The organism is Planctobacterium sp. R6 (genome assembly GCF_055755215.1).
Genome location: NZ_JBVTQY010000017.1, coordinates 68,724 through 93,410 on the forward strand (window position 1 = coordinate 68,724; position 24,687 = coordinate 93,410).

Annotated in this window: 13 protein-coding genes; 9 read left to right on the forward strand and 4 right to left on the reverse strand. The window is 46.4% G+C overall.

All coding sequences use genetic code 11. The annotated features are described in order from the left end of the window. Positions 1-41 precede the first annotated feature (41 nt). Positions 42-503, reverse strand: coding sequence for a hypothetical protein (locus AC0J20_RS12525; protein WP_473021891.1), 462 nt, complete (start codon positions 501-503; stop codon positions 42-44). A 501-nt stretch (positions 504-1,004) separates the two neighbouring features. Here AC0J20_RS12525 and AC0J20_RS12530 point away from each other — a divergent pair. The 6 genes from AC0J20_RS12530 to pulA all read left to right on the forward strand — a co-directional run bounded on the left by AC0J20_RS12530 (position 1,005) and on the right by pulA (position 16,838). After that, positions 1,005-5,198, forward strand: a complete 4,194-nt coding sequence (locus AC0J20_RS12530) for an alpha-1,6-glucosidase domain-containing protein (protein WP_473021892.1) — start codon at positions 1,005-1,007, stop codon at positions 5,196-5,198. A gap of 430 nt (positions 5,199-5,628) precedes the next feature. Beyond that, the gene (locus AC0J20_RS12535; RefSeq protein WP_473021893.1) at positions 5,629-8,442 is read left to right on the forward strand and encodes a TonB-dependent receptor; all 2,814 of its coding nucleotides are present in this window, start codon (positions 5,629-5,631) and stop codon (positions 8,440-8,442) included. 165 nt (positions 8,443-8,607) lie between these two features. Beyond that, positions 8,608-10,101 (forward strand): tryptophan halogenase family protein, encoded by a 1,494-nt coding sequence (locus AC0J20_RS12540; protein ID WP_473021894.1) that lies wholly within the window; start codon positions 8,608-8,610, stop codon positions 10,099-10,101. 2 nt (positions 10,102-10,103) lie between these two features. Further along, complete coding sequence (locus AC0J20_RS12545) at positions 10,104-11,603, forward strand: tryptophan halogenase family protein (protein ID WP_473021895.1); 1,500 nt, start codon at positions 10,104-10,106, stop codon at positions 11,601-11,603. Continuing rightward, a complete protein-coding gene (locus AC0J20_RS12550) occupies positions 11,596-14,073 on the forward strand; it encodes a glycoside hydrolase family 31 protein (RefSeq protein ID WP_473021896.1) in 2,478 nt (825 codons plus the stop codon). Before AC0J20_RS12545 ends, AC0J20_RS12550 begins: the two co-directional genes overlap by 8 nt. Further along, the gene (gene pulA / locus AC0J20_RS12555; RefSeq protein WP_473021897.1) at positions 14,070-16,838 is read left to right on the forward strand and encodes a pullulanase-type alpha-1,6-glucosidase; all 2,769 of its coding nucleotides are present in this window, start codon (positions 14,070-14,072) and stop codon (positions 16,836-16,838) included. Before AC0J20_RS12550 ends, pulA begins: the two co-directional genes overlap by 4 nt. 50 nt (positions 16,839-16,888) lie before the next feature. On the opposite strand, the gene AC0J20_RS12560 is transcribed toward pulA, so the two are convergent. Together AC0J20_RS12560 and AC0J20_RS12565 are read right to left on the reverse strand one after the other, a co-directional pair. Beyond that, on the reverse strand, positions 16,889-17,830 hold the full coding sequence (locus tag AC0J20_RS12560; protein ID WP_473021900.1) for an HAAS signaling domain-containing protein: 942 nt from the start codon (positions 17,828-17,830) through the stop codon (positions 16,889-16,891). Then, positions 17,827-18,165 (reverse strand): PadR family transcriptional regulator, encoded by a 339-nt coding sequence (locus AC0J20_RS12565; RefSeq protein ID WP_229527554.1) that lies wholly within the window; start codon positions 18,163-18,165, stop codon positions 17,827-17,829. The genes AC0J20_RS12560 and AC0J20_RS12565 overlap by 4 nt, the downstream gene beginning before the upstream one ends. 326 nt (positions 18,166-18,491) lie before the next feature. Between AC0J20_RS12565 and AC0J20_RS12570 the strand changes: the two genes are divergently transcribed. Then, positions 18,492-19,220: a hypothetical protein gene (locus AC0J20_RS12570; protein ID WP_229527553.1), complete on the forward strand. Its 729-nt coding sequence runs from the start codon at positions 18,492-18,494 to the stop codon at positions 19,218-19,220. A gap of 78 nt (positions 19,221-19,298) precedes the next feature. On the opposite strand, the gene AC0J20_RS12575 is transcribed toward AC0J20_RS12570, so the two are convergent. Further along, positions 19,299-21,551, reverse strand: a complete 2,253-nt coding sequence (locus AC0J20_RS12575) for a TonB-dependent receptor (RefSeq protein ID WP_473021901.1) — start codon at positions 21,549-21,551, stop codon at positions 19,299-19,301. 357 nt (positions 21,552-21,908) lie between these two features. Here AC0J20_RS12575 and prfB point away from each other — a divergent pair. Both prfB and lysS read left to right on the forward strand, forming a co-directional pair. Then, positions 21,909-23,007 (forward strand): peptide chain release factor 2 gene (prfB, locus tag AC0J20_RS12580; protein ID WP_229527551.1). Its coding sequence is split into 2 segments (ribosomal slippage): positions 21,909-21,983 and positions 21,985-23,007, totalling 1,098 coding nucleotides; the frame shifts between segments, so codons are not numbered across the junction. A 19-nt stretch (positions 23,008-23,026) separates the two neighbouring features. Next, positions 23,027-24,568 carry a lysine--tRNA ligase gene (gene lysS / locus AC0J20_RS12585; protein ID WP_473021902.1) on the forward strand — a complete coding sequence of 514 codons (1,542 nt, stop codon included), beginning with the start codon at positions 23,027-23,029 and terminating at the stop codon, positions 24,566-24,568. The last annotated feature ends 119 nt before the right edge of the window (positions 24,569-24,687 follow it).

The window sequence follows — 24,687 nt, forward strand, 5'->3', positions numbered from 1 at the left end:
AAAAAGGTGAGCCTGCGCTCACCCTTGCGTCTTTATTGCTGTTACTTCAGTCGGTGCAGAATGCAACACATTGCCACTTCATCAAACAGCGCCGTGCCGTAAACTTCAACAAGATCCCGAGCACCGACAAACAGTTGTTCAATGTACACAGCGTTTACGCCCAGCATCGTCAGATATTCTTCCGTAACCAGAATGTACTGTGTTTTGAAAGGAACAAGAACTTTACTCTTGTCTGCCAATAGTGCCTGTTTTGCCTCTTCTCTGTTAGCAAACCATAGATTTAACAGGGTGGCGCACTTGGGGTGATACCAAAGTGACCCATAGTCCTGTGTGACTTGTCCTGTGCCGGTCAATACCTCAGAGGCGTGATGCCAATGGTTAAACCCAGCCTCACATGCGATCTGTTGTTGGCACATTGTGAGTGGCTGCGGAGTTCCTGTTTGCGCCAGCCATTTTTGTTGTTTTTTAGCTTTAATTTTGAGTTCGGTTATGGACTTTTTCATCAGGCATCTCCCTTCGATGAAAAATGTGAGCGGCACAAATTCTGTTCTGCAAGGCGATACAAGCAAATCACTAAAATAAGCAGCGCAATATCTGTCATCTGACAGGGAAGCAGGTTTGTGGAAACTTTAAATAGGCCAGGGCCAAAGATTAATTCGGTCATAATGTGATTCCTAAGTAATTTGGTTTCCGCAGGGCCAACTTAGGTTCATCAGAACCGGTACTTTAATCCTTGTTAAAAAGGAGGTTGTTCAGAGTGATGTCATCTTGAGCGGAACAGGCGCCTCTGCCACCTGCGGCACAAAGTACTCTTCATTTTTTAAATTGTCAATGTTGAAGCGAATTGTTATCGGTTCTGCTGCATACGTATTCATGCGGCTTTACATACGTATGCATATGTTAATGCCTTGTAAATAAATGTTTAAAAAACTAATTTCCCGCGTTAGGTCCATTTAGTTGCTCTTTGAGCATACCAGGTGTTGCAAATTCAACCGGAAATGATAATGAAAATACCATCACTCAAACTGAAGTTACTGACTTCGACATTGATGAGCATGGCACTGCTGTCTTGTTCGTCTGATAAACTGGAACTTCCTGATATTCCACCGCCATCCACAAACCCGGATACGCCTGCACCGCTGTCATGTGATGCACCGGAAGTGGTCAATGCAGACGGTGATGCTTGTGAATTACCAGCTCCCACTGTGGTTGCTCAGGATAATGAGGCGGTTATTTTTTACAATCGTCCGGATGGAGAATATGACGGTTGGGTATTGCACCTTTGGAATAATGAAAACTGCCCCGATACGGTAGCCGAGCCAACTACATGGCCAGAGGGGCCATCCGTGATGGGTACAGATCCTGTGTATGGTGGCTATTTCATCGTACCGTTACTGGAAGGCTACTCAGATTGTATGAACTTTATTGTGCATGACGCCGATGGCAATAAAGATATTTCACAGCAAGATTTGATGATGGATTTATCCGGTGAACGTATGGCCTGGACGCTGTCGGGTGTGTCAGATGTATTTTATGAGGCCATTGTTGAAATACCGGTCACGGTGCAAAACGCCGAGGTTCATTGGGTATACAGTGATACCTTAGTTTGGGGAGCCGATACCAGTGAATACGCCGATATTCGCCTGTACTGGTCAGAAAGTGCAGATCTGGAATTCGATCCTGAAAGCGGCATAGCCGGAGACAATTACGTATCTCTGACAACTTCTGAGACACAGAACAGCGAAGCGGCATTGGCGTTAAATCAGGCAGACTGGGATAGCCTGACGACAGACGCTGAAGTCGATCAGGTTAAGCAAATGCTGAAATCTCAGTTGATCGTTGTCGCTATGGACGCTGACGGTGACGTTGCCGCTGCAACTCGTGTGCAAATAGCGCCGGTGCTGGATGATCTTTATACCCGCGGTGAAAGTGATGCCGATGAGGCCAGTTACGGTCCACACTATGAGGGAGATACCGTCAGCTTAAATCTATGGGCTCCTACAGCGCAAAATGTCAGCTTAAAATTGTATGATGCTGATAAAGCCTCGCTGAATACGACAGCCATGACCTATGACGGGACAACTGGTATTTGGAGTTATAGCGGAAGTCGCGCCGAACTGGATCGTCTCTTTTACCGCTTCGAACTGACGGTTTTCCATCCGCTTGAGAATGACCTTGTTACTGTGGAAAGTACTGACCCTTATTCTGTCAGTGTTGCAACTAATGGCCGTTATTCGCAAATCGTTGATCTCAATGACGATGATTTAAAACCGGCCAACTGGGATAGTCACTCGTCACCGGTGATAGAACACTTCGAAGATGCTGTTATTTATGAAGCACATATTCGTGATTTCAGCGCGTTAGATAGTTCGGTGTCGCAAGACTATCGCGGTAAATATCTGGCCTACACTGATGCCAGCTCGGTGCCGGTGCAACACCTGCAAAGCCTGGTGGAGAAAGGATTAAACTTCTATCACATCATGCCGGCAAACGATATTGCCAGTATTAATGAAGATCCCGCGCAAGTGGTGAATCTGGAAGACACTGTGGCGGACTTATGTGCATTAAATAGCGGTGCGCCGGTGTGTGGTGTTGAAGATGATTCTGCCACTTTGTTATCCGTATTTGAAAGTTATGATCCGGCGTCAGAAGATGCACAGGCTCTTGTTGCGGCAATGCGTGGTTATGACAGTTTCAACTGGGGTTATGATCCGCATCACTTTAATGTGCCTGATGGCGCCTATGCTTCCGACGCTGATGGGGTAGCGCGTATTGTAGAGATGCGCACCATGATTAAAGCTCTGCATGACATGGGGCTGCGTGTCGCGTTGGATGTGGTATACAACCATACCTCTTCCTCTGGTACTAACCAAAATTCGGTGTTTGATAAAGTGGTTCCTGGCTACTATCACAGGTATAACCCCGTTACCGGCGATATCGAACGCTCAACCTGTTGTGAAAATACCGCAACAGAAAACCGCATGATGGCCAAATTCATGTCTGATTCTTTGGTGTTGTGGGCGGAACAATATCGCTACGATTCCTTCCGTTTTGATCTGATGGGGCATATCCCTAAAAGTGCCATAATGGACTCCTGGGCGGCAGTTCAGTCCGTGGACCCCGATAATTATTTCTATGGTGAAGGTTGGGACTTCGGTGAAGTGGGCGGTGACCGTCTCTTTGAACAGGCTACCCAAAAGAACATGGCGGGTACCGAAGTGGGGACCTTTAACGACCAGATCCGCGAAGCTATCCGCGGTGCAGCCATGTTCAGTGGTGACACTGGTTCTGGAACATTGCGGGTTCAGGACAAAATCAGAATGTCTTTAGCTGGCACGCTGACTGATTTTCAGTTCGTGAGTTCCACGAATGCCTTTATCAAAACCAATACCATCGGAGGTTATGCACAGGACCCGGCAGACATTATCAACTATGTGTCTAAACACGATAATGAAACCTTGTGGGATCAGCTAAATTACACCCTGCCGTCTGATATCTCTATTGAGAACCGGGTCAGAGCGCAGAACATTTCGATGGCGACCGCGATGCTGAGTCAGGGCATTCCGTTCCTGCAGCAAGGTGGTGATTTATTGCGCTCAAAATCCATGGACCGCAATACCTATGACGCCGGTGACTGGTTTAACCGAATCGACTTCTCGATGAATGGCAATAACTGGAACGTGGGTATGCCATTGCAATCGGAAAATGGCAGTCGCTGGGATGAGATCCGTCCTATCCTGGCAGATGCAGGGCGGGCGGCCGCCATGTCAGATATTCAGTTTGCGGCTGAAGTCTTTAAGGAATATCTGGATATCCGCCAGTCAACTAAACTGTTCCGCCTGACCAGCGGTGAGCAAATCAAAGCGCGTATTGGCTTTCATAACGTGGGGCCCGAACAGGAATCAGGCCTGATTGTGATGAGCATAGATGATGGGGCAGACCTGGAGGATATCGATCCACTTTATGATGCTGTCGTTGTGGTGATTAATACCACAGACAGTGCCATAACCCATGCAGTCCCATCGGCATCCGGTTTCAGTTTGCATCCGGTTCAAATGAACTCGATTGATCCTCAGGTGGCTGCTGCCTATTTCTCTGAAAATGGCGAACAGGGAGAGTTTACTGTACCGGCTTATTCATTGGCGGTGTTTGTTCAACATCAGCAAGGTGCTCAGGGAGTTGGACTTAACCAATACGCTACCATCGGCACACCTGATCTGCCGGTTTATGGCAACACCGCAGTCTACATCCGCGGAGACATGAATGACTGGGGCACGTCCAACCCATTGAGCTATCAGGGGGAAGGCATTTATCAGGTGTCCATTAGCCTGGTAGAGGGGGTAACGTACGAGTTTAAATTTGCCAGTGAAGACTGGGCCACAGTTAATTTTGGCGCCGGTGACAATGGTGAAGTCATCACTACCGGAGAGAGTCTGGCCTTGGGTTATGGTAATAATCTGATGTTCACTCCCGATTCTGGCGAATCCTATATTTTCTCTGTAGATGCCAGCGATGCACAGGCACCATCCATTACTGTCAGAGTGGAGGAACCTTTCGCGGGAGTCGGTGTATATTTGCGCGGTAGCATGAACGACTGGAGCGAAAACAACCGGTTTGTTTATGAAGGCTCAGGCATTTACGGTGTTCAGTTGCAAATGGCGGCCGGTGATTATGAATTCAAAGTTGCCTCAGCAGATTGGGAAACCGTCAACCTCGGCGGCGATGGTTCAGCGCTGTCTTTGGAGTCAGATTACGGCTTATATGCCGGTGCCAGTAATGTACAAATTACAATCCCCACTGACGGTGTTTATATCTTTACCATGGATGCCGCCGATTTGAATGCGATTAGTCTGAGTGTGTTTGAAGGGGGGATGTATGGCAGTACGCCGGTGTTTATTCGCGGTACGATGAATGACTGGAGTACGGTGGACGAACTGCAGTTTGATGGTGTTAAAACCTATTCGTTGTCATTGCCTCTGGCAGCTGGAAGCTACGAGTTTAAAGTTGCCAGTGAAGACTGGGCTACCGTAGACCTGGGCGCAGGTGCACAAGGCAACAGTGTTGTTGTTGGTGAAAGACTCACTCTGGCGCCGGTAGGGGGGGATTTGAGTCTGAATATTGCTCAGTCTGGTACCTATTTGATTGAACTGATTGGCCCGGATAAAGCGTCTCCGGATTTGCGAATCACTTTGCAATAATCTGAGTGAGGAAAAAACGCCACATATTTTGTGGCGTTTTTTATGTCGTTTGATTTAGTCGAAACAGGGTGTTTTTTCGACTAATTTTGAAAGCCACTTTCAATGCATATTATGTAAATATGCTGTTAAAGTTCCCATGAAAAAGTCTTGTGATGGTTTCACTTGTTCATCACAAATGTTTCTCAAAATTACCCTTCCTTTAATTTAAATCTATATTAAACAATGGTTTAAGTACTTCAGGTAAAAATAATTCCAAAAATGGAAATGTTAAAAAAATGTACGATAATGAGTATGAATACGTATGCAAGAAGTTGTCACGTTTCAAATTCAGGCGTTAAAATCTTGGTAAATAAAAATAAGAGAAACGCTGAGAAAGGAAATCAATTTTCAGCCTGACCCTTAACTCTGGTAATAAAAACGGGAAAACACAATGTCACAATTCAAAAAAAGCATGTTGGCCTTTTCGGTATCTGCTGCGATGACAGGCCTGACAGCAACTACGGTTGTTGCTCAGGAAGCTGAAGACGCTGCTGATAATACTGAAGTCATTCAGGTCACTGGTATCCGCGGTGCACTACAACGTGCACAAGCAATTAAGATGGACGAAACCTCCATCGTAGAAGCACTGTCTGCAGAAGATATCGGTAAGTTACCTGATACCTCTGTTGCCGAATCGTTAGCGCGTTTACCTGGTCTGGCCGGTGAACGTCGAAACGGTCGTACCAGTGGCTTATCTGTTCGTGGTTTTAATGAAAACTACGTTGGTACTTCACTAAATGGTCGCGAACTTTTGGGTATGGGTGACAACCGTGGGGTTGAATATGATTTGTACCCAACAGAAATTGTTGCCAATATCTTAGTCTACAAAACACCTGAAGCAGGTATGGTATCCCAGGGGATCGGTGGTAGCGTTGATTTGCAAACCATCAAACCTTTGAGCGCTGATCCTACACTGACCATTAACGGCAATATTGAGAAAAATGGTGAAGACGCCGGTAACCCGGACTTCGATAATGATGGGCATCGTTTGTCTATGAACTTCGTTGACCAGTTTGCTGATGATACTTTAGGTGTTGCATTAACAGTGGCAACCATGGAGTCTCCACGTCAGGAAAATCAATTTAGAGCCTGGGGTTACGATCCAATTCTAAATGGTGGAACGCCACCAACAGAAGGTGAAGGCGTTGCTATGACTGACGAACTAGTCTTAACAGGCCATGACTCTTTCACTCGCTCAGCGATGCTTGAAAGAACCTCAATTGCCGGTGTTATTGAGTATGCACCTAATGATGATCTGAAAGTTCAATTTGATGCTTTGTACATTGATTTTGAGGAAAATGATGCTCGTCGTGGTCTTGAAGAAGGTGGTGCTGTTTGGGGGGGAACTCCATGGGCGCCTACAGCAACGGATAATGGATTAGTAACGGCTGGTTATTTTGACAATTTTTACTCCGTAGTGCGCAATGATGTGCGTCAACAAAAATCAGAGCTGACAACATTTGGCCTGAACATTGAGTATGCAATTAACGACAACTGGACCCTTATTGCTGACTTATCGACAAGTTCTGTGGATAAAGAACTTACAGATGTAGAAAGTTATTCTGGTGTGGGCAGAGCGGGTGTTGATGGTCGTCCTGGCTCAGCGCGTTCATGGGTTATGACACCGAATGGACCTATGTATAGTGCGCATCCAACATTACCCAGCGCCGACTTAACCGATCCAAGTCTTATTTCCCTGGCAGGGCCTCAGGCATGGGGTGGTGGACCAATTGCCAGTGACGCACAAGATGGATTCGTTAACGCTCCGATTTTTGACGAAGAGTTAGACAGCGTACGTTTTGAAGTTGAAGGCTTAGTTGAATGGGGCATCTTTAACAAGGTTACTGCAGGTGTTAACTATTCTGATCGTGCAAAAACTAAGATCAATAAAGGTTTCTACCTGACTGCGCCTGAATACCCAGGACAAGGTCCGATTCCGGAAGTATTGGGTGTTGCAGATATGTCCTTTATCGGCATACCCGGTGTTCTGGCCTATGATTCTCTTGGCTTGTACAACAGTGGTTACTACACTGCAACTGATGCAGAGCCTATTGACGCCGGCCGATTAGGTGACACTTACACTGTAGATGAAGAAGTGACTACTCTGTTTGCGAAACTTGATATTGACACTGAAATCGGTGGAAAGTTATTAAGAGGTAATATCGGTGTTCAGGTAGTTGACGTAGATCAGAGTTCATCTGGCTTCAGTACATTTGCTGGTGATGACGGTTTTATCGTTGCTGTACCAGTAACAGGAGAGGATTCATATACTGATGTCTTACCAACATTAAACTTGAGTCTGGAAGTGGCTGAAGATCAATTTATTCGTACTGCGATGTCAAAAGTTATGACGCGTCCAAGAATGGATCAAATGAAAGCTAACAATCAGGCAAACTTCCAATTTAACGATCCTGTGATTTTGGCAACGTCACCTGCAAGTGGTCCATGGTCAGGTAACGTTGGTAACCCTGCGTTGCAACCGCTGGAAGCAAACCAGTTCGATTTAGCCTATGAGAATTACTTTGCAGATGACGCTTACTTTGCCGTTTCATTCTTCTATAAAGATCTAACCAACTGGCACACCGAAGGCAAAGCCGTGGCTGACTTTAGTGAAGTTTATGTTCCTGGATTTCATCAAACATCTGATGGGCAGGCTCCTGGTACACTGCTGGGTTTAGTTGACTTTACTCAAGATGGAAGAACCGGCTATGTAAGAGGTTGGGAATTGCAATTGAGCTTGCCATTTGCCCACATTGCAGATGTGCTTGATGGCTTTGGTATGTTTGCCAGTGCAAGTTTCCTGGATGGTCAGTTGGATGAAGTGACAGGGGATACACCTGCACCTGTTGAACGGGTACCTGGATTGTCTGATGAGTCTTATTCATTAACAATGTACTATGAAAATGCCGGTTGGGAAATTCGTGTATCGGGTACAAAACGTGATGCGTTTGCCACCGAAACACGTGGACTAAGTCTCAGTCTGCAACCTAGTACCGGTCAAGGCGGAGAGCTTTGGGATGCGCAAATTGGTTATGATTTCAGCGAATCTGACATTGAATATCTGCAAGGGTTACGTGTAACCCTGCAAGGGCAGAATTTGACGGATGAAGATGATATTCAGTTTGCCAATGGCGACCCTCGTCAGGTTACATTGTTCCAGTCATACGGAAGAAACTTCCTGGTTGGCTTCAACTATTCTTTCTAAATGTGATTGATAGGTTGCTCGACGCATTATGGGTCAGCAACACTTAAATGTGTCATAGCCCCAATTAGCTTGCTGTTGGGGCTTTTTTAATAATAAGTGGCTATTGCTCTTCGTTGTCTAACTTGAGAGGGTAGAGCAATAGCTCCTCTAGTTTGGATTGTCTTAATGAATAATAAAATTAAAAAGGTCGTCATAGTCGGTGGTGGAACTGCAGGTTGGATATCAGCCGCGACTCTAAAAAAGTTGCTTGGCGTACAAATTCAGGTTGAGTTGGTAGAAAGTGAAGAAATAGGGACCGTTGGCGTAGGCGAAGCGACGATTCCTCCGATACGTTTGCTCAACAACATGTTGGGTATTAACGAAGCTGATTTTATTCGTGAAACCAAAGCCAGTTTTAAATTAGCAATTAAATTTGAGAACTGGAAAACACAAGGCCATAGCTACTACCACACATTTGGTGCCCCGGGCAAATCATACGCATTTTGCCTGTTCCATCATCTTGTTAAGAGGGCACAGCGTCACTATAACGAACCTTATTCAATCTGGGACTATGACCTGAATTATTTGGCCGCGGAAGCCGGTAAATTTGGCATTATTAAAACACAGGACCCGGTTGTTGAAATGCCATTTGCTTATCACTTTGATGCCGGTTTGTATGCGAAATTTTTGAGGACTCATTGTGAGAAAATGGGCGTTACACGCACTGAAGGGTTAATAGAGCATGTAGACCAGGACGCTGAGTCCGGATATATCACCAGCCTCCGCTTGAAATCAGGACATGAAGTATCTGGTGATCTGTTTATTGATTGCACCGGGTTTAGGGCAATTTTATTACAAAAAACACTAAACGTAGGTTATGAGGATTGGGGACATTGGTTGCCTTGTGACAGAGCTGTAGCCATTCCAACTGAGCGTGATGAAATTACAAAACCTTATACCCGTGCGATTGCCCACGATGCGGGATGGCAGTGGCGAATTCCGCTACAACACCGAAATGGTAATGGACTGGTTTATTCAGGCAACCATTACAGTGAGGAAGCAGCGTTAGCCAAATTAATGTCTAACCTCGAAAACAAAACGCTACAGGACCCCAATTTTATTCGTTTTAGAACCGGGCGTGCCAGAAAGCAGTGGCATAAAAATGTGATTGCTGTTGGGTTATCAAGTGGTTTCCTTGAACCTCTGGAATCTACCAGTATCCATTTAATTCAATCTGCTGCGACCCGACTCGTACATATGTTTCCGCAAAACGGTATTGACCCTCAAATGGTTGCAGAATTCAATAAGCAATCACAACTTGAATATGAGCAAATAAGAGACTTTATTATCCTGCACTATCATGTCAATGAACGGACTGACTCGCAGTTCTGGCGTGATTTAAGAGAAATGCAGGTACCTGATTCACTGACTCACAAGATTGAGTTGTTCAGAGCGAACGGTAAACTTTTCAGGGAGCAAAACGATTTATTTCTCGAGCCGTCATGGCTACAGGTGATGATGGGGCAGGGTATTGAACCTCAGGATTATCATCCGCTGGCCAATAATATCGCGCCAGATAATTTACCTGAATTAATGAAGCAGTTGCGCAGGGTTAAAAATGAACCATTAACCCGGCTGCCCTCTCACGATCAGTTTATTGAATCTTTGTGTAAGCAATAGTCATGTCTATGTTAAACATTATTATTGCCGGAGGCGGAACTGCAGGCTGGATGGCAGCCAATCTCATGATTAAAAAGTGGGCGTCATTGCCGGTAAAAATTACTCTGGTGGAGTCCCCTGATATTGGGACTATTGGTGTTGGTGAGGGTTCTACACCCTCCTTAAAACGCTTTTTTGAAATGCTGGAGGTGCCCGAAAAAGACTGGATGCCGGCCTGTAATGCGACGTACAAAGTGGGCATCAAATTTAATGGCTGGAGTCCTGAATCTGGCATTGAAAGCTACCGTCATCCCTTTATTTCACAGACAGATGTTTTTACTCAACGGGCATTTGAAGTGAATTGTCGCACCCGTCGTCACGGCCTGGATACCCATACTGTACCCGAAGATTTTTTGATTAATGGGGCGTTGGCCAAAAGCAACCTGGGACCAATAACCCCGGATAACTTTCCGTTCAAAATGGAATACGGCTATCACTTTGACAGCGCGTTACTGGGCAACTATTTACAAAAACTGGCGTGTCAGCGGGGTGTACAACACGTTTGTAAACGTATTCTGACAGCAAAACAACACCAGGACGGCCGTATACAATCTTTAATGTGTGAAGACGGAACTGAGTTGGCCGGTGACTTTTTTGTTGATTGTACTGGCTTTAAAAGCCTGTTACTGCAAGAAACCCTCAATGTCCCATTCAACTCTTATCAGGATTGCTTGTTTAATGATGCGGCGGTAGTAGTGCAAACGCCGGGCTCGGAAGATATTGCAAATGAAACAGAAGCCATAGCGTTAAGTCATGGTTGGTGTTGGCGAATTCCACTTCAAAACCGGGTGGGGAATGGTTACGTTTACAGCTCAAAACACCTGAATCAGCATGATGCAGAACAAGAGTTCAGAACACATTTAGGTATACAAGACAGCGATTTAACTTGCCGTCATCTGAAAATGAAAGTGGGACAGGTCGCACGTCACTGGGAAAAGAATTGTCTGGCTGTCGGATTATCACAGGGGTTTATGGAGCCGTTGGAAGCGACTGCCTTACACCTGGTGCAAATCTGTATCGAAATGTTCATTATCAAGTTTGAAGAAGGCCAATTTAGCGAGCAATTCCAGGCTCAGTTCAATCGGTTCGCGAAAGATCGTTTTGACGGCGTGCGTGATTACATCGTTGCTCATTATAAACTTAACACCCGCACAGATAGTGAATATTGGCGACAAAACCGGGAAAACCAACAATTGTCGCCTTCACTGGTACGCCTCTTGGATGTCTGGTTTAAACGCGGAGAAATAAGTAAAGAAATACAACGTCAGGATATTGCTAAACATTGGGATAATATTTCCTGGCATTGTTTACTTTCGGGTTATGGCGCGTACCCGGCGCTTGCACCTAATCAACCAGGCAAAGGGGATTTGTACCTTGAGCAACAGATCGAGCAGTATGTGCAAGGCTGCGCCTTAAACTTTAAACCGCATCATGACAACCTGGTGGCACTGCGCCATGATTGATTCTAAAAAGCGTTTTAGTAGTGCCTGGCGTTGGCTTAGCAATGTGTTGGTATTTTGCTGTATTCTTTGTCCGTTGGCAGCGTATTCCTTGGGGGCCAAAGAATACCTGGACCATACATTTATCGGAAATACGCTGCAGGTTCAAACCACCGAGGGGGCAATTCAGATAACCCCCTTAAGCCAGGCGGCGGTGGAAGTTTTATATTTACAAGACGACAACACCACGGCCCCGTCGTTCGCCATTTCCCCTGATCTGAAACGACCCGCGTTTGGTTTGTATGAAGAGCCCGGAGCGTTGCTTTTGCTTGGCAAAGAGTTACGGGTTGAAATCAACAAGGCCCCCTTCTCAATTGCGTTTTTCCACAATGATGTGCCGCTGCTGAGTCATGAGTCAGGCTTTTTTCAACAAAAGGGCCTGCAAGGAGTGCGTTTTAACCTGCAAAAAGATGAATTTCTGATTGGCGGTGGACAACGTGTATTGGGTATGAATCGTCGTGGTCATCGACTGCCCTTATACAATAAAACCCATTGGGGCTATACCACGGAATCAAGCCAGATGTACTTTGGATTACCGGCGCTGTTGTCCTCCAATGGATACGGGTTGATTTTTGATAATGCCGCAAAGGGTTTTATGGATTTAGGTGCCTCAGATAGCAATGTTATGCAATTTGAAGCTGTTGCCGGACGCAACGCTTACATCCTGGTGACAGGTATCGTTGACAACAAGGTGGATTACCCGCAACTCATTAATAATTTTACCGAGATCACCGGACGACAACCCTTGCCACCTGCCTGGGCCTTTGGAAACTTTGCCTCCCGCTTTGGTTATCGCTCTGAAAAACAGGTACGGGATGTGGTTAAACAATATCAGCATGCTGATATTCCTTTGGATACCGTGGTGCTGGATCTCTACTGGTTTGGTCCTGAAATGCAGGGGCACATGGGCAACCTTGACTGGGACAGGGAAAACTGGCCAACGCCGGAAAACATGATTGCCGATTTTAAAGACCAGGGTATTAAAACCGTTGTAATCACTGAGCCATTTATTTTAAACACCTCTAAAAACTGGCAAAGTGCGGTAGACAATGCCGCTCTGGCTACGGACATGTCTGGCAAAAAGCCGCGCGTGTTCGACATGTTTTTTGGCACCGCAGGCCTGGTGGATGTTTTCAGTGAATCTGGTCAGCAGTGGTTCTGGCAACGCAATAAAGATATTTTAAGTCAGGGAGTAGCCGGAGTATGGGGCGACCTCGGGGAACCGGAAGTACACCCTGAAAATACCCTACATGCCATAGGGACGGCCAACGAAGTTCACAATGCCTACGGGCATCGCTGGGCACAGCTCTTGTACGAAAATCATCTACGGGACTTTCCCGACGACAGATTATTTTTACTCATGCGCTCAGGGTTTGTGGGGTCACAGCGTTTCGGTATGATCCCCTGGACCGGAGATGTGAGCCGTTCCTGGGGTGGATTAAAGCCGCAAGTTGAACTTACCCTGCAAATGGGCATGCTCGGATTAGCGTATACCCACTCTGATTTAGGTGGTTTTGGCGGTGGCGAAGATGTCTTTGATAAAGAGATGTACATTCGCTGGTTGCAGTATGGGGTATTTCAACCTGTTTACCGGCCACATGCGTTTGAATCTGTTCCTTCCGAACCGGTTTTTCACGATCAACAAACTCAGGATATTTTGCGAGACTGGATTAAGCTGAGATATCGCTTATTCCCTTATAATTATTCCCTTGCATATGAAAACGCGACGACCGGAATGCCCTTAATGCGCCCGGTTTATTTTGCCGAGCCGGACAATATCGATTTGTTGCAAGAAAAGGCGAGTTATCTGTGGGGAGACGCCTTTTTCGTGCATCCGGTAACCGAACCCGGTGTGGATTCCGTAACTACTCGCATACCTAAAGGTATTTGGTTTAATTTTTGGAACAATGAGGTTGTCGAAGGTGGCAAAGAGCAGCAAGTTGCAGTGTCTTTGAATACCATACCACTATTTGTCAAGGCGGGAAGTTTTGTGCCTTTTAGCCATAGCACCAAGCCTTTAAGCCAGTATCGCGGTGACGCGCTTGATATTCATTATTATCATCACGATTCTGTCAGCACCGGAACCGGGCTGTTGTATGAAGACGATGGTAAAAGCCGAGATTCTCTGACTGAGGCTTTACATCTGACCCACCTTAGCGCCGCGCGAAGCCCATCAGGTCTGAATATAGAAATTAACACGGAAGGACAAGGTTTTCCTTCTATGGTTGGCAACAGAACAATCCGATTTAGCCTGATTAATGTTGATACTCAAAATGTGAAGGGTATCAGGGTCACGCAGAAAGGGCACAAAGTCCCACATCTCATTACTTCATCCGACAATGAAAATCTGCGGTTTTCATTTGATTGGAACAATCTCGACGTAAGCATTCAAATTATCACTAATAACAGCCTGATCAAGGAGCAAATTCAATGAAAAAACTGGCAACCGGACTTCTGGTAGCGTCAATGCTGGGAGCATGTAGTAAGCCTGTCTCTGATATCGGGGTGAGCAAAGAGACTCCGGCTAATTTTGCAGCACATTGGCTATCTGCAGAGTTACTGTTAATCCAACCCGATGCTGAGGCTGAATCCTTTTCCTTGTTTGTTTCAGCAGAGGCTCAGTTAGATGACGGGGTAAAGCCCGATGTAGCGCTGGCGCTAAAAGCAACCGAAAAGCCGGATTGGCTGGCCACTGTTGCACCGCACCTGACGGAATTTAATGCGCTGACATTCACGGAGAAAGGCGCAGATCTTAAGAAACTTTTGAAAGGGCAACTGGCGGTGGCACAACACAATGCCAGTGGTGAAGTGATCCGTGTTTCTTATGTGCAAACCGCCAGAGTGCTGGATGCCTTGTACACTGAAAAAAATAATGACGCTGATGACGCCAGTGATTTGGGGGCAACAGTTCAGGGGACTGGCAGTGAGTTTGCACTTTGGGCACCGACTGCGAAAAGCGTAAAGGTCAATCTGTATGACGACAGCAAATCGCTGTTGTCTTCACTTACCATGGTTGAAGATGAAAACGGCATATGGCGCACATCATCAGATTTAGGGCAGGGTACCTGGTATCGTTATGATTTGGAAGTTTATCATCCCCGTTCGCAGGCCATAGAGCATTATGAGGTCACAGACCCCTATTCATTGAGTTTGTCTCGCAACAGCCTGTATTCTCAGGTTGTAGATTTGGGCAGTGAAGAAACCCAACCTGCCAACTGGGAAAAACAATCGGTTGCCGAACTTACTCATCCTGAAAGCCTGATCTTATATGAGACTCATATTCGCGATTTTAGTGCATCAGATAAAAATTTGTCTAATCCTGATTATGCCGGTAAATACAAAGCTTTTACTGAAACTGCCAGTGACGGTGCAAAGCACCTGACTGCGCTGAAACTGGCCGGTTTAAACACGGTTCACTTGTTACCCACCTATGACATATCTACTGTAAATGAAGATCCATCAAAAGTGATCTTCCCGTCAGATCCAATGACTAAGGTGTGCCAGATAGCGCCACAGGTGGCGGTTTGTAACAGCGCTATTGATAAAACCCAGTCGTTACAAACGCTGTTGCAGAGCTTTGATCCAATGACCGGTGACGCGCAGGCAATTATAGAAGTGATCAGGCCCTATGACCCATACAACTGGGGCTACGATCCTTATCACTACACGGTACCTGAGGGCAGCTATGCGCTGAATCCGGAAGGCATTAATCGCATACTGGAGTTTCGTGAAATGGTGCTAAGTCTTCACGAAAAAGGCTTTCGGGTGATCATGGATGTGGTCTATAACCATACTTTTGCTTCTGGTCTGGATGATAAATCGGTACTGGATAAAGTGGTGCCAAACTATTATCACCGCCTGAATCCCGTTTCCGGCATAGTGGAAAAGTCTACCTGTTGTGAAAACTCGGCCACTGAGAATCGTATGATGGCTAAACTGATGACAGACTCGTTGGTCGTCTGGGCGCGAGATTACAAAATTGATGGCTTTCGCTTTGACCTGATGGGACACCAACCTAAGGCGGCAATGCTGGCATCACGCGACGCTGTCAGAGCGATAGACCCCGACACCTATTTTTATGGCGAAGGCTGGAACTTTGGTGAAGTGGCCAATAATGCACAATTTGAACAGGCGGCCCAAATCCCCCTGGCAGGGACTGAAATAGGTACCTTTACTGACCGTCTTCGCGATGCTGTGCGTGGTGGCTCCTCGTTTGTCAGTGCTGATGAGCTAAGGTTCGGGCAGGGCATTGGTAACGGTTTACTGGTGCAACCCAATGAACTGCAAACCGAAGCACAACAGGCGGCTCAGTTGGCTGAATACTACTTGTCTATGGATCAGATCAGAGTCGGACTGGCAGGTAACCTGGCAAACTTTCCGTTAGTGAATGCACTCGGAAACTCAGTGACAGGTAAGGATATTCCGTATGGCGGGGCACCTACAGGTTACGCGCTTGACCCCGCTGATACCATTAACTACGTATCCAAACACGACAATCAAACCCTGTGGGATAACAACCATTATCGCATTGCGTTTGACGCTACGACCGAGCAACGGGTCAGAATGCAGAACCTGTCATTGGCTTATCCTCTGCTGTCTCAGGGGATTCCGTTTTTGCACATGGGGGGTGAATTGTTGCGTTCCAAGTCCTACCTTCGGGACAGCTATGATTACGGTGACTGGTTTAATGCGGTGGATTTTGGCAAACAGTCAAACAACTATCAGGTTGGTTTACCGCCAGCGGTTAAAGATGAAGCCAACTGGGATGTGATCACCCGGATTATTGCTGGTAACGAAGGGCGCGATAAGGTTAAACCCGCGCATATTCAGTTCGCAGCAAGCGTCTTTATGGACTTTATTGCAATTCGCGCTTCCTCCCACTTGTTTAGCTTACAAACAGAACAGGAGGTTATTGAGCGGGTTGCTTTTCACAACACCGGAAAGGCACAACAGCCTGGACTCATTGCTATGAGTATTGCAGATGGTGAAGGTCAAAAGGATATCGATGCGGCGTTCGATGGCATCATGGTAATTTTTAACAATGACATTAAGCCTCAATCGTTTGCCTTTGAAGGCGCCGGCGAATATACACTGCACCCTCGCCAGGCTGGCGGCGCTGATCCGGTAACGGCGTCAGCTCAGGCCAATGCTGACAGTTTTGTAGTACCAGCACTCACCGTTGCTGTATTTGTTAAATAACGTCAGGGATATCAGGAGGCTCCCTTAGAGCCTCCTGATCGTGTTTTAACTTACAGGCTGTTCATTATTTTGATGTGACGCCTTAGATCCAGAACGGTGAAGGCGGCAATAACAGCCAGGCTCACCTTAAAGATCAAACCCACATGCTCAGTGATGCGCGGGTCCAGACTTTCAGAAATACCCATAATTACTGTGTGATCTGCATGGGCGAGAAGCAGCCCCAAAATAATCAGTCCAACAACGTCAATCAGCAGGGCCAACACAACCGTAGACTTGTGCCACAGTTGGCTGAACAATTGCCAACCATACAAAGCGATAGAGCACAGCAACAGAATATTTACCGGCCAGTACATCAGGTGAAAAATATCGTGAAACTGGATCGTTAAACTGTCTATTGTGTAGGTTGCATCCTGCGAAAAGTCCAGCCAGTGATTCCAGATAATAAAGATTGCTACATCGCTGATCACGTTGGTGACGGCATCCTGCTGATCTGATTTACTTTGCTTTATTCCCTGGGCTTTGAGCGGGTCCCAATCTTCCTTGAAATAATCGGTTTTGCCCTGGTATTCCAAAACGGCAAAAATCAGGGTTGTCAGGGCAAAAGCAATCAGCCCCAATTCCATTAATCCCCCAAACCAGCCGGACGTGAGGAACAGATCGCTGGTGCCGGTGACATAGCGCAACAGCCCATTGATGAAGAACAGGATGAGTACCAGAGTCAGTGCGATTCGCACGCTGTAGCGCCAAACCGGAAACAGCTCAGGTCCAATCAGATATTGCTGTTTTCCGTATTTGGCGGCAACCGTGCGGGGCGAGCCCAACTTCCTCAAAACTTCAGCGATTTCTTCATCAGAGGCATCTCGTCCTTTTTCTTCGGCAATGGTCTCCAGATGCTCTTCGATGCTGCTTTGCAGTTCAGCTAAAACATCTCTATCCGCTGAGTCGGGTAAATTCGACTCTACCTGGGTCAGGTAAGTTTGCACCAGATTCATTTTTCCACTCCTTGCAGAATTTGCTCAATGTTAGTATTTAGGATTCGCCACTCACTTTGCATGGCCTGTAAAGCAATAACGCCGTCTTCAGATAACCAGTAAAAACGCTTTTTTCTTTTTGTTTCTTCGCGCCACTCACTGTTGAGCAGGCCTTGTTTCTCAAGGCGCCTTACAAGTGGGTATAGCGTACCTTCATCAATATCTAAGCCATTCTCAATCAGTGCTTTCCTGAGAGAATAACCATAGTGCTCTTGCCTGAGTTGCATAAGTACAGCAAGCACCAAAATTCCGCGGCGCAATTCTTGTTTTAATTTATCCAGTTGTTCGGTTTCCAAAGGTCATCTCCTGAACGCGGTCACACTAATACTTTAATATGCATGTTGCCCCCAGACTTAGCCAGGGAGTTTATACTGGTTACTGCATACTGTTTGATAAATACTGTGTGATAAACAGTGTCAATACTATGCGCCGTATAGTATGTGTCGTCAAGTAAATTATTAAAAATATCACTGTAATGGCAGGCAAGCGATTGATACAGTTGTACTTTTATTTATACAGGCAGTATTAGTTTTTACACGGAGACGGAATTATCTGACCGTTGAACTGAATCAGACTGAACTGCTATTGTCCATTTCAGGAATTGCTGCAAATAGGGAAAAGTGTGAATAACGACTCGTTACCCGTGTTAAAAAACATCAGGTTTATTTTACTTAGTGCGCTGCTACTGTTGCTTGCGGGATGCAGTACTCAACCCACCGTACATATCTATGGCAAATATCTGAAGGTTGATACTGTTCAGCAATTAGAACAACAGTTTGTGGAACTGGGTTACCAGGCCGAAATCAATCAACTGGATACCCCGGTGTCTATTACAGAAAACACCATTTTGTATTCGCTGATGCTGGAAGAGCAGGCGACATTAGATAATGCAGTGGCGGCATTGCAACAGAGTGGGTTTGAGGTGAATCTGTTGCAACCTATGGTAAGGGGCAATCATTGGTATACTAAAAACTCGTTAGCCCTGATTTTGTTTCCAACTGACAGCAGTACAAATAATCACTTTTATCAGCAGGATCTGGTGCATCAATATCAGGTGTCTGAATGCAAAACACCGTTGCGGTTGCAATTAAATGCAGATTTCAGCTATCAGCTAACAGGACGTGAGTGGACCCAGGAGGAATTGCCTTTAGTTAGAGGCAGTTGGCATTACCGACAGTACCCTTATGTGGAACTACGGCCTGGCAACAATACCCAATGGCATATGTATTTTGAAATTAGCCGCTCTACTACAACCGATCAGATCAGTCGCATTGAGATGCAAAAACTATCCCCCCTCGAGCCCTATAAATTGATTTCAGGCTGTACTTTTGAAGTAGGGGAGCGTATTTAAAGGGAAAGCGCTATTGTTATTGTCAGAGTAAAAGACCGGCGCGAGCCGGTCTTGTTTAAGCGTTAAACTCTTAAAAATCTACCATTCGGTTGTAAATCTGACACCGAATTCACTGGCATCGTTAGACAAAATTCGCAATACATAGTCGCCGGTATTCAGGCGCGCATTGTCGTAACGCTCATCAAAGATATTTCGTCCGTATAACCCTACTGTATAGGCTTCATTGCCTGGCGTGTAGGAAATATCCATGTTCACCAGGGTGCGGTCTTCAATCAACGTCATACGCTCAGGTGCTGAGCTGGGCTCGCCATACATATCATCACGCCAGGAGTAATCCACTCTGACTTTCACAGAGGCGCCGTCTTCCATAAAGAACTCGTAGGCGGGGCCAAATGCGATTGTCCATTCAGGGGTTAACGGTGCAACCGGGGTGAATACAGTGCCATCCACCAATTGCTCGTCTACTTCAACATCCATAAAGCCAATGCTGGTTTGCAGGCTGAAATTGCCCAGTGTCAGGTTGCTGTCGAATTCTACACCACGGGAGGTTTGCGACACTACCAGGTTAGCAGTATCAAAACCGGCATCACTGACCTGACTTACCTGATAAGGCAGGTCATCATATTCTGTATTGAATAGGGCGATGCTCATATCCAGATAGTCAGTTAAACGGCCCTTAACACCCACTTCATAGTTCACGGCAGTGATGTTTTCAGTCGCAGTAAAACAATTATTTGCGTTTACTGTTGCAATTGCATTGTCCAGGTCATCAAAACCTCCGGCGCCAAAGAACTGACCAATCAAACAATAAGGGCGGGCAGGATATTGTCCCCCCTGATAACCCGTCTGAATGGTGGCGTAAGCATTCATGCCATTGTCAAACGTGTAATTCCCGGCCAACTCCCAGCTCAGTTCATCCCATTCATCAGCGTCATAGATAGTGCCAAGCGCCGGGAAAACGTTGGCTGATGCGTCTTTTTCATCTTCTGTATAGCGCAGACCACCTGACAGACGAAGTGCGTCTGAAACGTCATAACCCACATTCACAAAGGCTGCTTTACTGGTCGCTTTTTGATCCAGTTGCAGGGTATTGCCTCCTGCGTCGAAACTGGAGTCAGCACCCTGACGGTTGTCACCTTCCTCCTGGAACCAGTACAAACCGGCCACAAAGTCAGCGCTTTCTCCCAGGTAACCACTAAACTGCAGTTCTACAGAGTCTTGTTCAGCGCTGCCACGCTCAGGATAATGATCCAGCGCGTACACCGTTGCATCGTCATCCAGGCCAGCTTTGTACTCTGAAGAGCGATGGCTGGCGATAATTTTCATCATCAGGTCATCACTGATATCCCACTCAGTTGTAAAAGACACGCCATGAGCGCTATTGGAAACTTCATTAACGGCGTCAGTACCAGTGGCATTGTCATAGATGTCTGCTGCGACGTCGTCATTCGATAACATCACGCCGACACCGTTGTTACCTGAGGTGTAACGCGTGTCAGGGCCCAGTTCGTCAATGAGTGCGGTGTAGGGGCGCAAGCCACCGTCACCGTTATTGCCATCGGCTGTCAGAATGAAGCGCAATGAATCAGAAGGTTCATATTTAACGGAGAAACGACCGTATACTTCCTGAGTTTCACCCACATCCCATTTAGGGTTTTCCAGGTTGTAGAATTCACCCAGACCATCGCGTTCGGTATAACCAATATTCATGTTAAACGCCAAACCTGGCGACAGTTCACGGTTGGTGAAAATATCGGTGCGCAGACGACCTCGGGTGCCTGCTTCCAGATTGACTTTAGTTGAGTTTACCTCGTTGGGTTGTTTGGTGATGATATTGATTGCACCACCGATAGAGTTTCGGCCATACAATGTACCTTGTGGGCCACGCAAAACCTCAATACGTTCGATATTTGACAGGCTCCAGTTTTGTCCAACCTGGCGACCCAGGTAAACCCCGTCCACATAAACACTGACGCCTGGATCTGTGGTGATCAGGTGGTCTTGTAAACCGATACCGCGAATAAATGGATTGGCTGATGAAGTGTGGCCAGCCGAAAACCCGGTAACATTCAGGTTGGGAACAAACTTGCCGACATCCGTCAGGTCGCTGATGCCTTGCTCTGCCAACGCGTCACCCTGAAAAGCGCTGATGGCAATGGGGACCTCATAGATAACCTGCGCCCGTTTTGTGGCGGTAACGGTAATTGCTTCGAATTCTGACGCCTCGTCTTCGGATTCCTGGGCGTTGACCGTGCCTGAAAGTGCAAGTTGAATTGCTGCGCACAGAAGTGATGTTCTGAGCAGCCTGTTGCTGTCGCGGTGTGTGTTCATGTTTTCTCCGTTGCAACACCACATAGATCTGGGCCGGTGTTGCGATTGTGTGTATGTTTTATTTGTTGCCTACAGCTTCCGGGCTTAGCAATATGCTGATGGCTTTGCTGTCGGGAAGGTGTTTTTGTAAGGCATTATTTGTGTGGCAGCTTCGTGATGAAGTGCTTCTTTACGCGGGAAGGTATTTTAGCGCCATTTTTGCATTATTGTTAATTTTTTTTGACCAAAAGGTCGAATTTTGTACTTTTTGTTTGATAATTTTCTATTACACCCTGTTCCCAGAGATTGTTCGCTGTTCAATTCGCCGCAAATTAGATAGAATTCCGGCCCTGTTTTTGAGGTAAGTAAAGAATAAATATGTTTGAAATCAATCCTGTGCAAAATGGTATCGCAGACGTAAAAGCGCGTACTGAACTGCTTAGGGGGTATCTTTGACTTTGCTGTAAAGTCAGAGCGCCTTGAAGAAGTTAATCGGGAGCTGGAATCTCCTGATGTATGGAACGAGCCTGAACGCGCGCAAGCCTTAGGTAAAGAGAAGGTTGCATTGGAAATCGTAGTGGATACGATTTTGCAGTTAGACCAGGGCGTTGAAGATGTAGAAGGCCTTCTGGAATTGGCGATTGAAGCCGAAGACGAAGAGACTTTCAATGAAGCTCAGGAAGAACTTAACGCGATGATCGGTAAGTTAGAAGAGCTGGAATTTCGCCGCATGTTTTCCGGTCCAAATGACAGTAATGATTGCTATCTGGACATTCAGGCTGGCTCCGGTGGCACCGAAGCACAAGATTGGGCAAATATGCTGTTGCGCATGTATTTGCGCTGGGGTGAAGAACATCAGTTCAAAACCGAACTGATTGAAGTGTCTGACGGGGATGTGGCCGGAATTAAAAGTGCTACAATTCGCTTTGGTGGTGAGTATGCCTTTGGCTGGTTGCGCACAGAAACCGGGGTGCATCGTCTCGTGCGTAAATCACCGTTTGATTCAGGTAATCGTCGTCATACATCTTTTGCATCAGCGTTTGTTTACCCTGAAATCAATGACGATATTGAAATTGAAATTAATCCGGCTGATCTACGCATTGATACCTATCGGGCCTCAGGTGCCGGTGGTCAGCACGTAAACCGAACGGATTCAGCGGTGCGTATTACTCACTTACCCACCAATATCGTGGTGCAGTGTCAGAATGACCGGTCGCAGCATAAGAATAAAGACCAGGCCATGAAGCAGTTAAAAGCGAAGCTTTATGAGTTTGAGTTGCAAAAACAAAACGAAGAAAAGCAAGCGATGGAAGATAACAAATCGGATATCGGTTGGGGCAGTCAGATACGCTCATACGTATTGGATGATTCGCGCATCAAAGATTTGCGTACCGGTGTAGAAACCCGAAATACTCAGGCCGTCCTGGACGGTGATTTGGATAAGTTTATTCAGGCCAGCTTGAAATCTGGTCTTTAAATCAGGAAATTATAGACACATGTCTGAGCAACAACTCGATGAAAACAAATTAATCGCGGAACGCCGTGGCAAACTGGCGACTATTCGGGAAAATTGTCCTGCGAATGCACACCCGAATAAGTTTCGCAGAGAGAACTACAGTGCCGATTTGCAAATGGCTTTTGGCGATCACGATAAAGAAAGCCTGGAAGAACTGGCCGTTCAGGTGTCTGTTGCTGGGCGTATTATGTCCAAACGCGGCCCCTTTTTAGTCTTACAGGATATGAAAGGCCGTATTCAGGCCTATGCCGCCAAAGATGTGCAAAAGGACTTAAAAGCGAAATACGGGCAACTGGATATCGGCGACATAATCGGTGTCACTGGAGCGCTGCATAAATCCGGTAAAGGCGACTTATATGTCAACATGGAAAGCTACGAATTGTTGACCAAGTCTCTAAGACCATTACCTGAAAAGTTCCACGGGCTGGCAGATCAGGAAACCAAGTATCGCCAGCGTTATGTGGACTTGATCATGAGTCCGGAAACCCGTGATACCTTTGTGATGCGCAGCCGCATTGTTGACGGCATTCGCCGTTACCTCAGCGATCGCGATTTCATGGAAGTCGAAACTCCGATGCTGCAGGTTATTCCGGGTGGTGCAACGGCTAAGCCATTTGTAACTCATCACAATGCGTTAGATATTGATATGTATTTGCGTATTGCTCCGGAACTATATCTGAAGCGATTAGTGGTGGGTGGCTTTGAACGGGTATTCGAAATTAACCGGAACTTCCGTAACGAAGGTCTGTCAACGCGTCACAATCCCGAGTTCACCATGATCGAGTGGTATCAGGCTTATGCCGATTATCACGATTTGATGGATTTAACCGAAGACATGTTGCGTACCTTAGCGCGGGATATATTAGGCACAACAGATATTCGCAACACTACAAAGAATGAAGACGGGGAAGTGATCAGTGAAGTGATCTACAACTTTGGCGAACCCTTTGCCCGTTTGAGCATGGCAGACGCTATTATCAAACATTACCCGGAAGTGGATGCTGCCATCATTAATGATGCAGAAAACAATCTGGAAGGTTTACAAGCCATTGCCCGTCAGTTGCACATCAAAGAGCCGGAAGTGGATGGTATTTGGGGACCAGGAAAATACCTGTGTGAGATCTTCGAAGCGGTAGCGGAAGAAAAGCTGGAGCAACCCACATTTATCACTGAATATCCGTGGGAAGTGTCGCCCTTAGCGCGTCGCAACGATGACAATCCTTTTATCACTGATCGTTTCGAGTTCTTCGTAGGTGGTCGTGAACTGGCCAACGGTTTCTCCGAGCTTAATGATGCTGAAGATCAGGCGGCGCGCTTTAGAAAGCAGGTGGAAGAAAAAGAAGCCGGTGACGATGAAGCCATGCATTTCGATGACGACTACATTCGCGCCCTGGAATACGGATTACCGCCAACAGCAGGCGAGGGTATAGGTATCGATCGCCTGGTGATGTTGTTCTCTGATTCACCGACGATTAAAGATGTGATCCTGTTCCCGCACATGAAACCGGAAGTCACTGAATAGTCCCGCGGTTCAATGCGACAACGTTCAAAACAGGCGCTGAAAAGCTGTCTCTTGATCACAAGTCTGATTCAAGAGACTTAGCCAATTCATAGCCTTCAAGGATGGCTTGTAGTTTGAGC

Excerpts from the sequence above, each read along its gene's own strand:
- AC0J20_RS12525 (WP_473021891.1), bottom strand. The coding sequence starts at position 503 with ATGAAAAAGTCCATAACCGAACTCAAAATTAAAGCTAAAAAACAACAA.
- AC0J20_RS12530 (WP_473021892.1), top strand. The coding sequence starts at position 1,005 with ATGAAAATACCATCACTCAAACTGAAGTTACTGACTTCGACATTGATG.
- AC0J20_RS12535 (WP_473021893.1), top strand. The coding sequence starts at position 5,629 with ATGTCACAATTCAAAAAAAGCATGTTGGCCTTTTCGGTATCTGCTGCG.
- AC0J20_RS12540 (WP_473021894.1), top strand. The coding sequence starts at position 8,608 with ATGAATAATAAAATTAAAAAGGTCGTCATAGTCGGTGGTGGAACTGCA.
- AC0J20_RS12545 (WP_473021895.1), top strand. The coding sequence starts at position 10,104 with ATGTCTATGTTAAACATTATTATTGCCGGAGGCGGAACTGCAGGCTGG.
- AC0J20_RS12550 (WP_473021896.1), top strand. The coding sequence starts at position 11,596 with ATGATTGATTCTAAAAAGCGTTTTAGTAGTGCCTGGCGTTGGCTTAGC.
- pulA (WP_473021897.1), top strand. The coding sequence starts at position 14,070 with ATGAAAAAACTGGCAACCGGACTTCTGGTAGCGTCAATGCTGGGAGCA.
- AC0J20_RS12560 (WP_473021900.1), bottom strand. The coding sequence starts at position 17,830 with ATGAATCTGGTGCAAACTTACCTGACCCAGGTAGAGTCGAATTTACCC.
- AC0J20_RS12575 (WP_473021901.1), bottom strand. The coding sequence starts at position 21,551 with ATGAACACACACCGCGACAGCAACAGGCTGCTCAGAACATCACTTCTG.
- lysS (WP_473021902.1), top strand. The coding sequence starts at position 23,027 with ATGTCTGAGCAACAACTCGATGAAAACAAATTAATCGCGGAACGCCGT.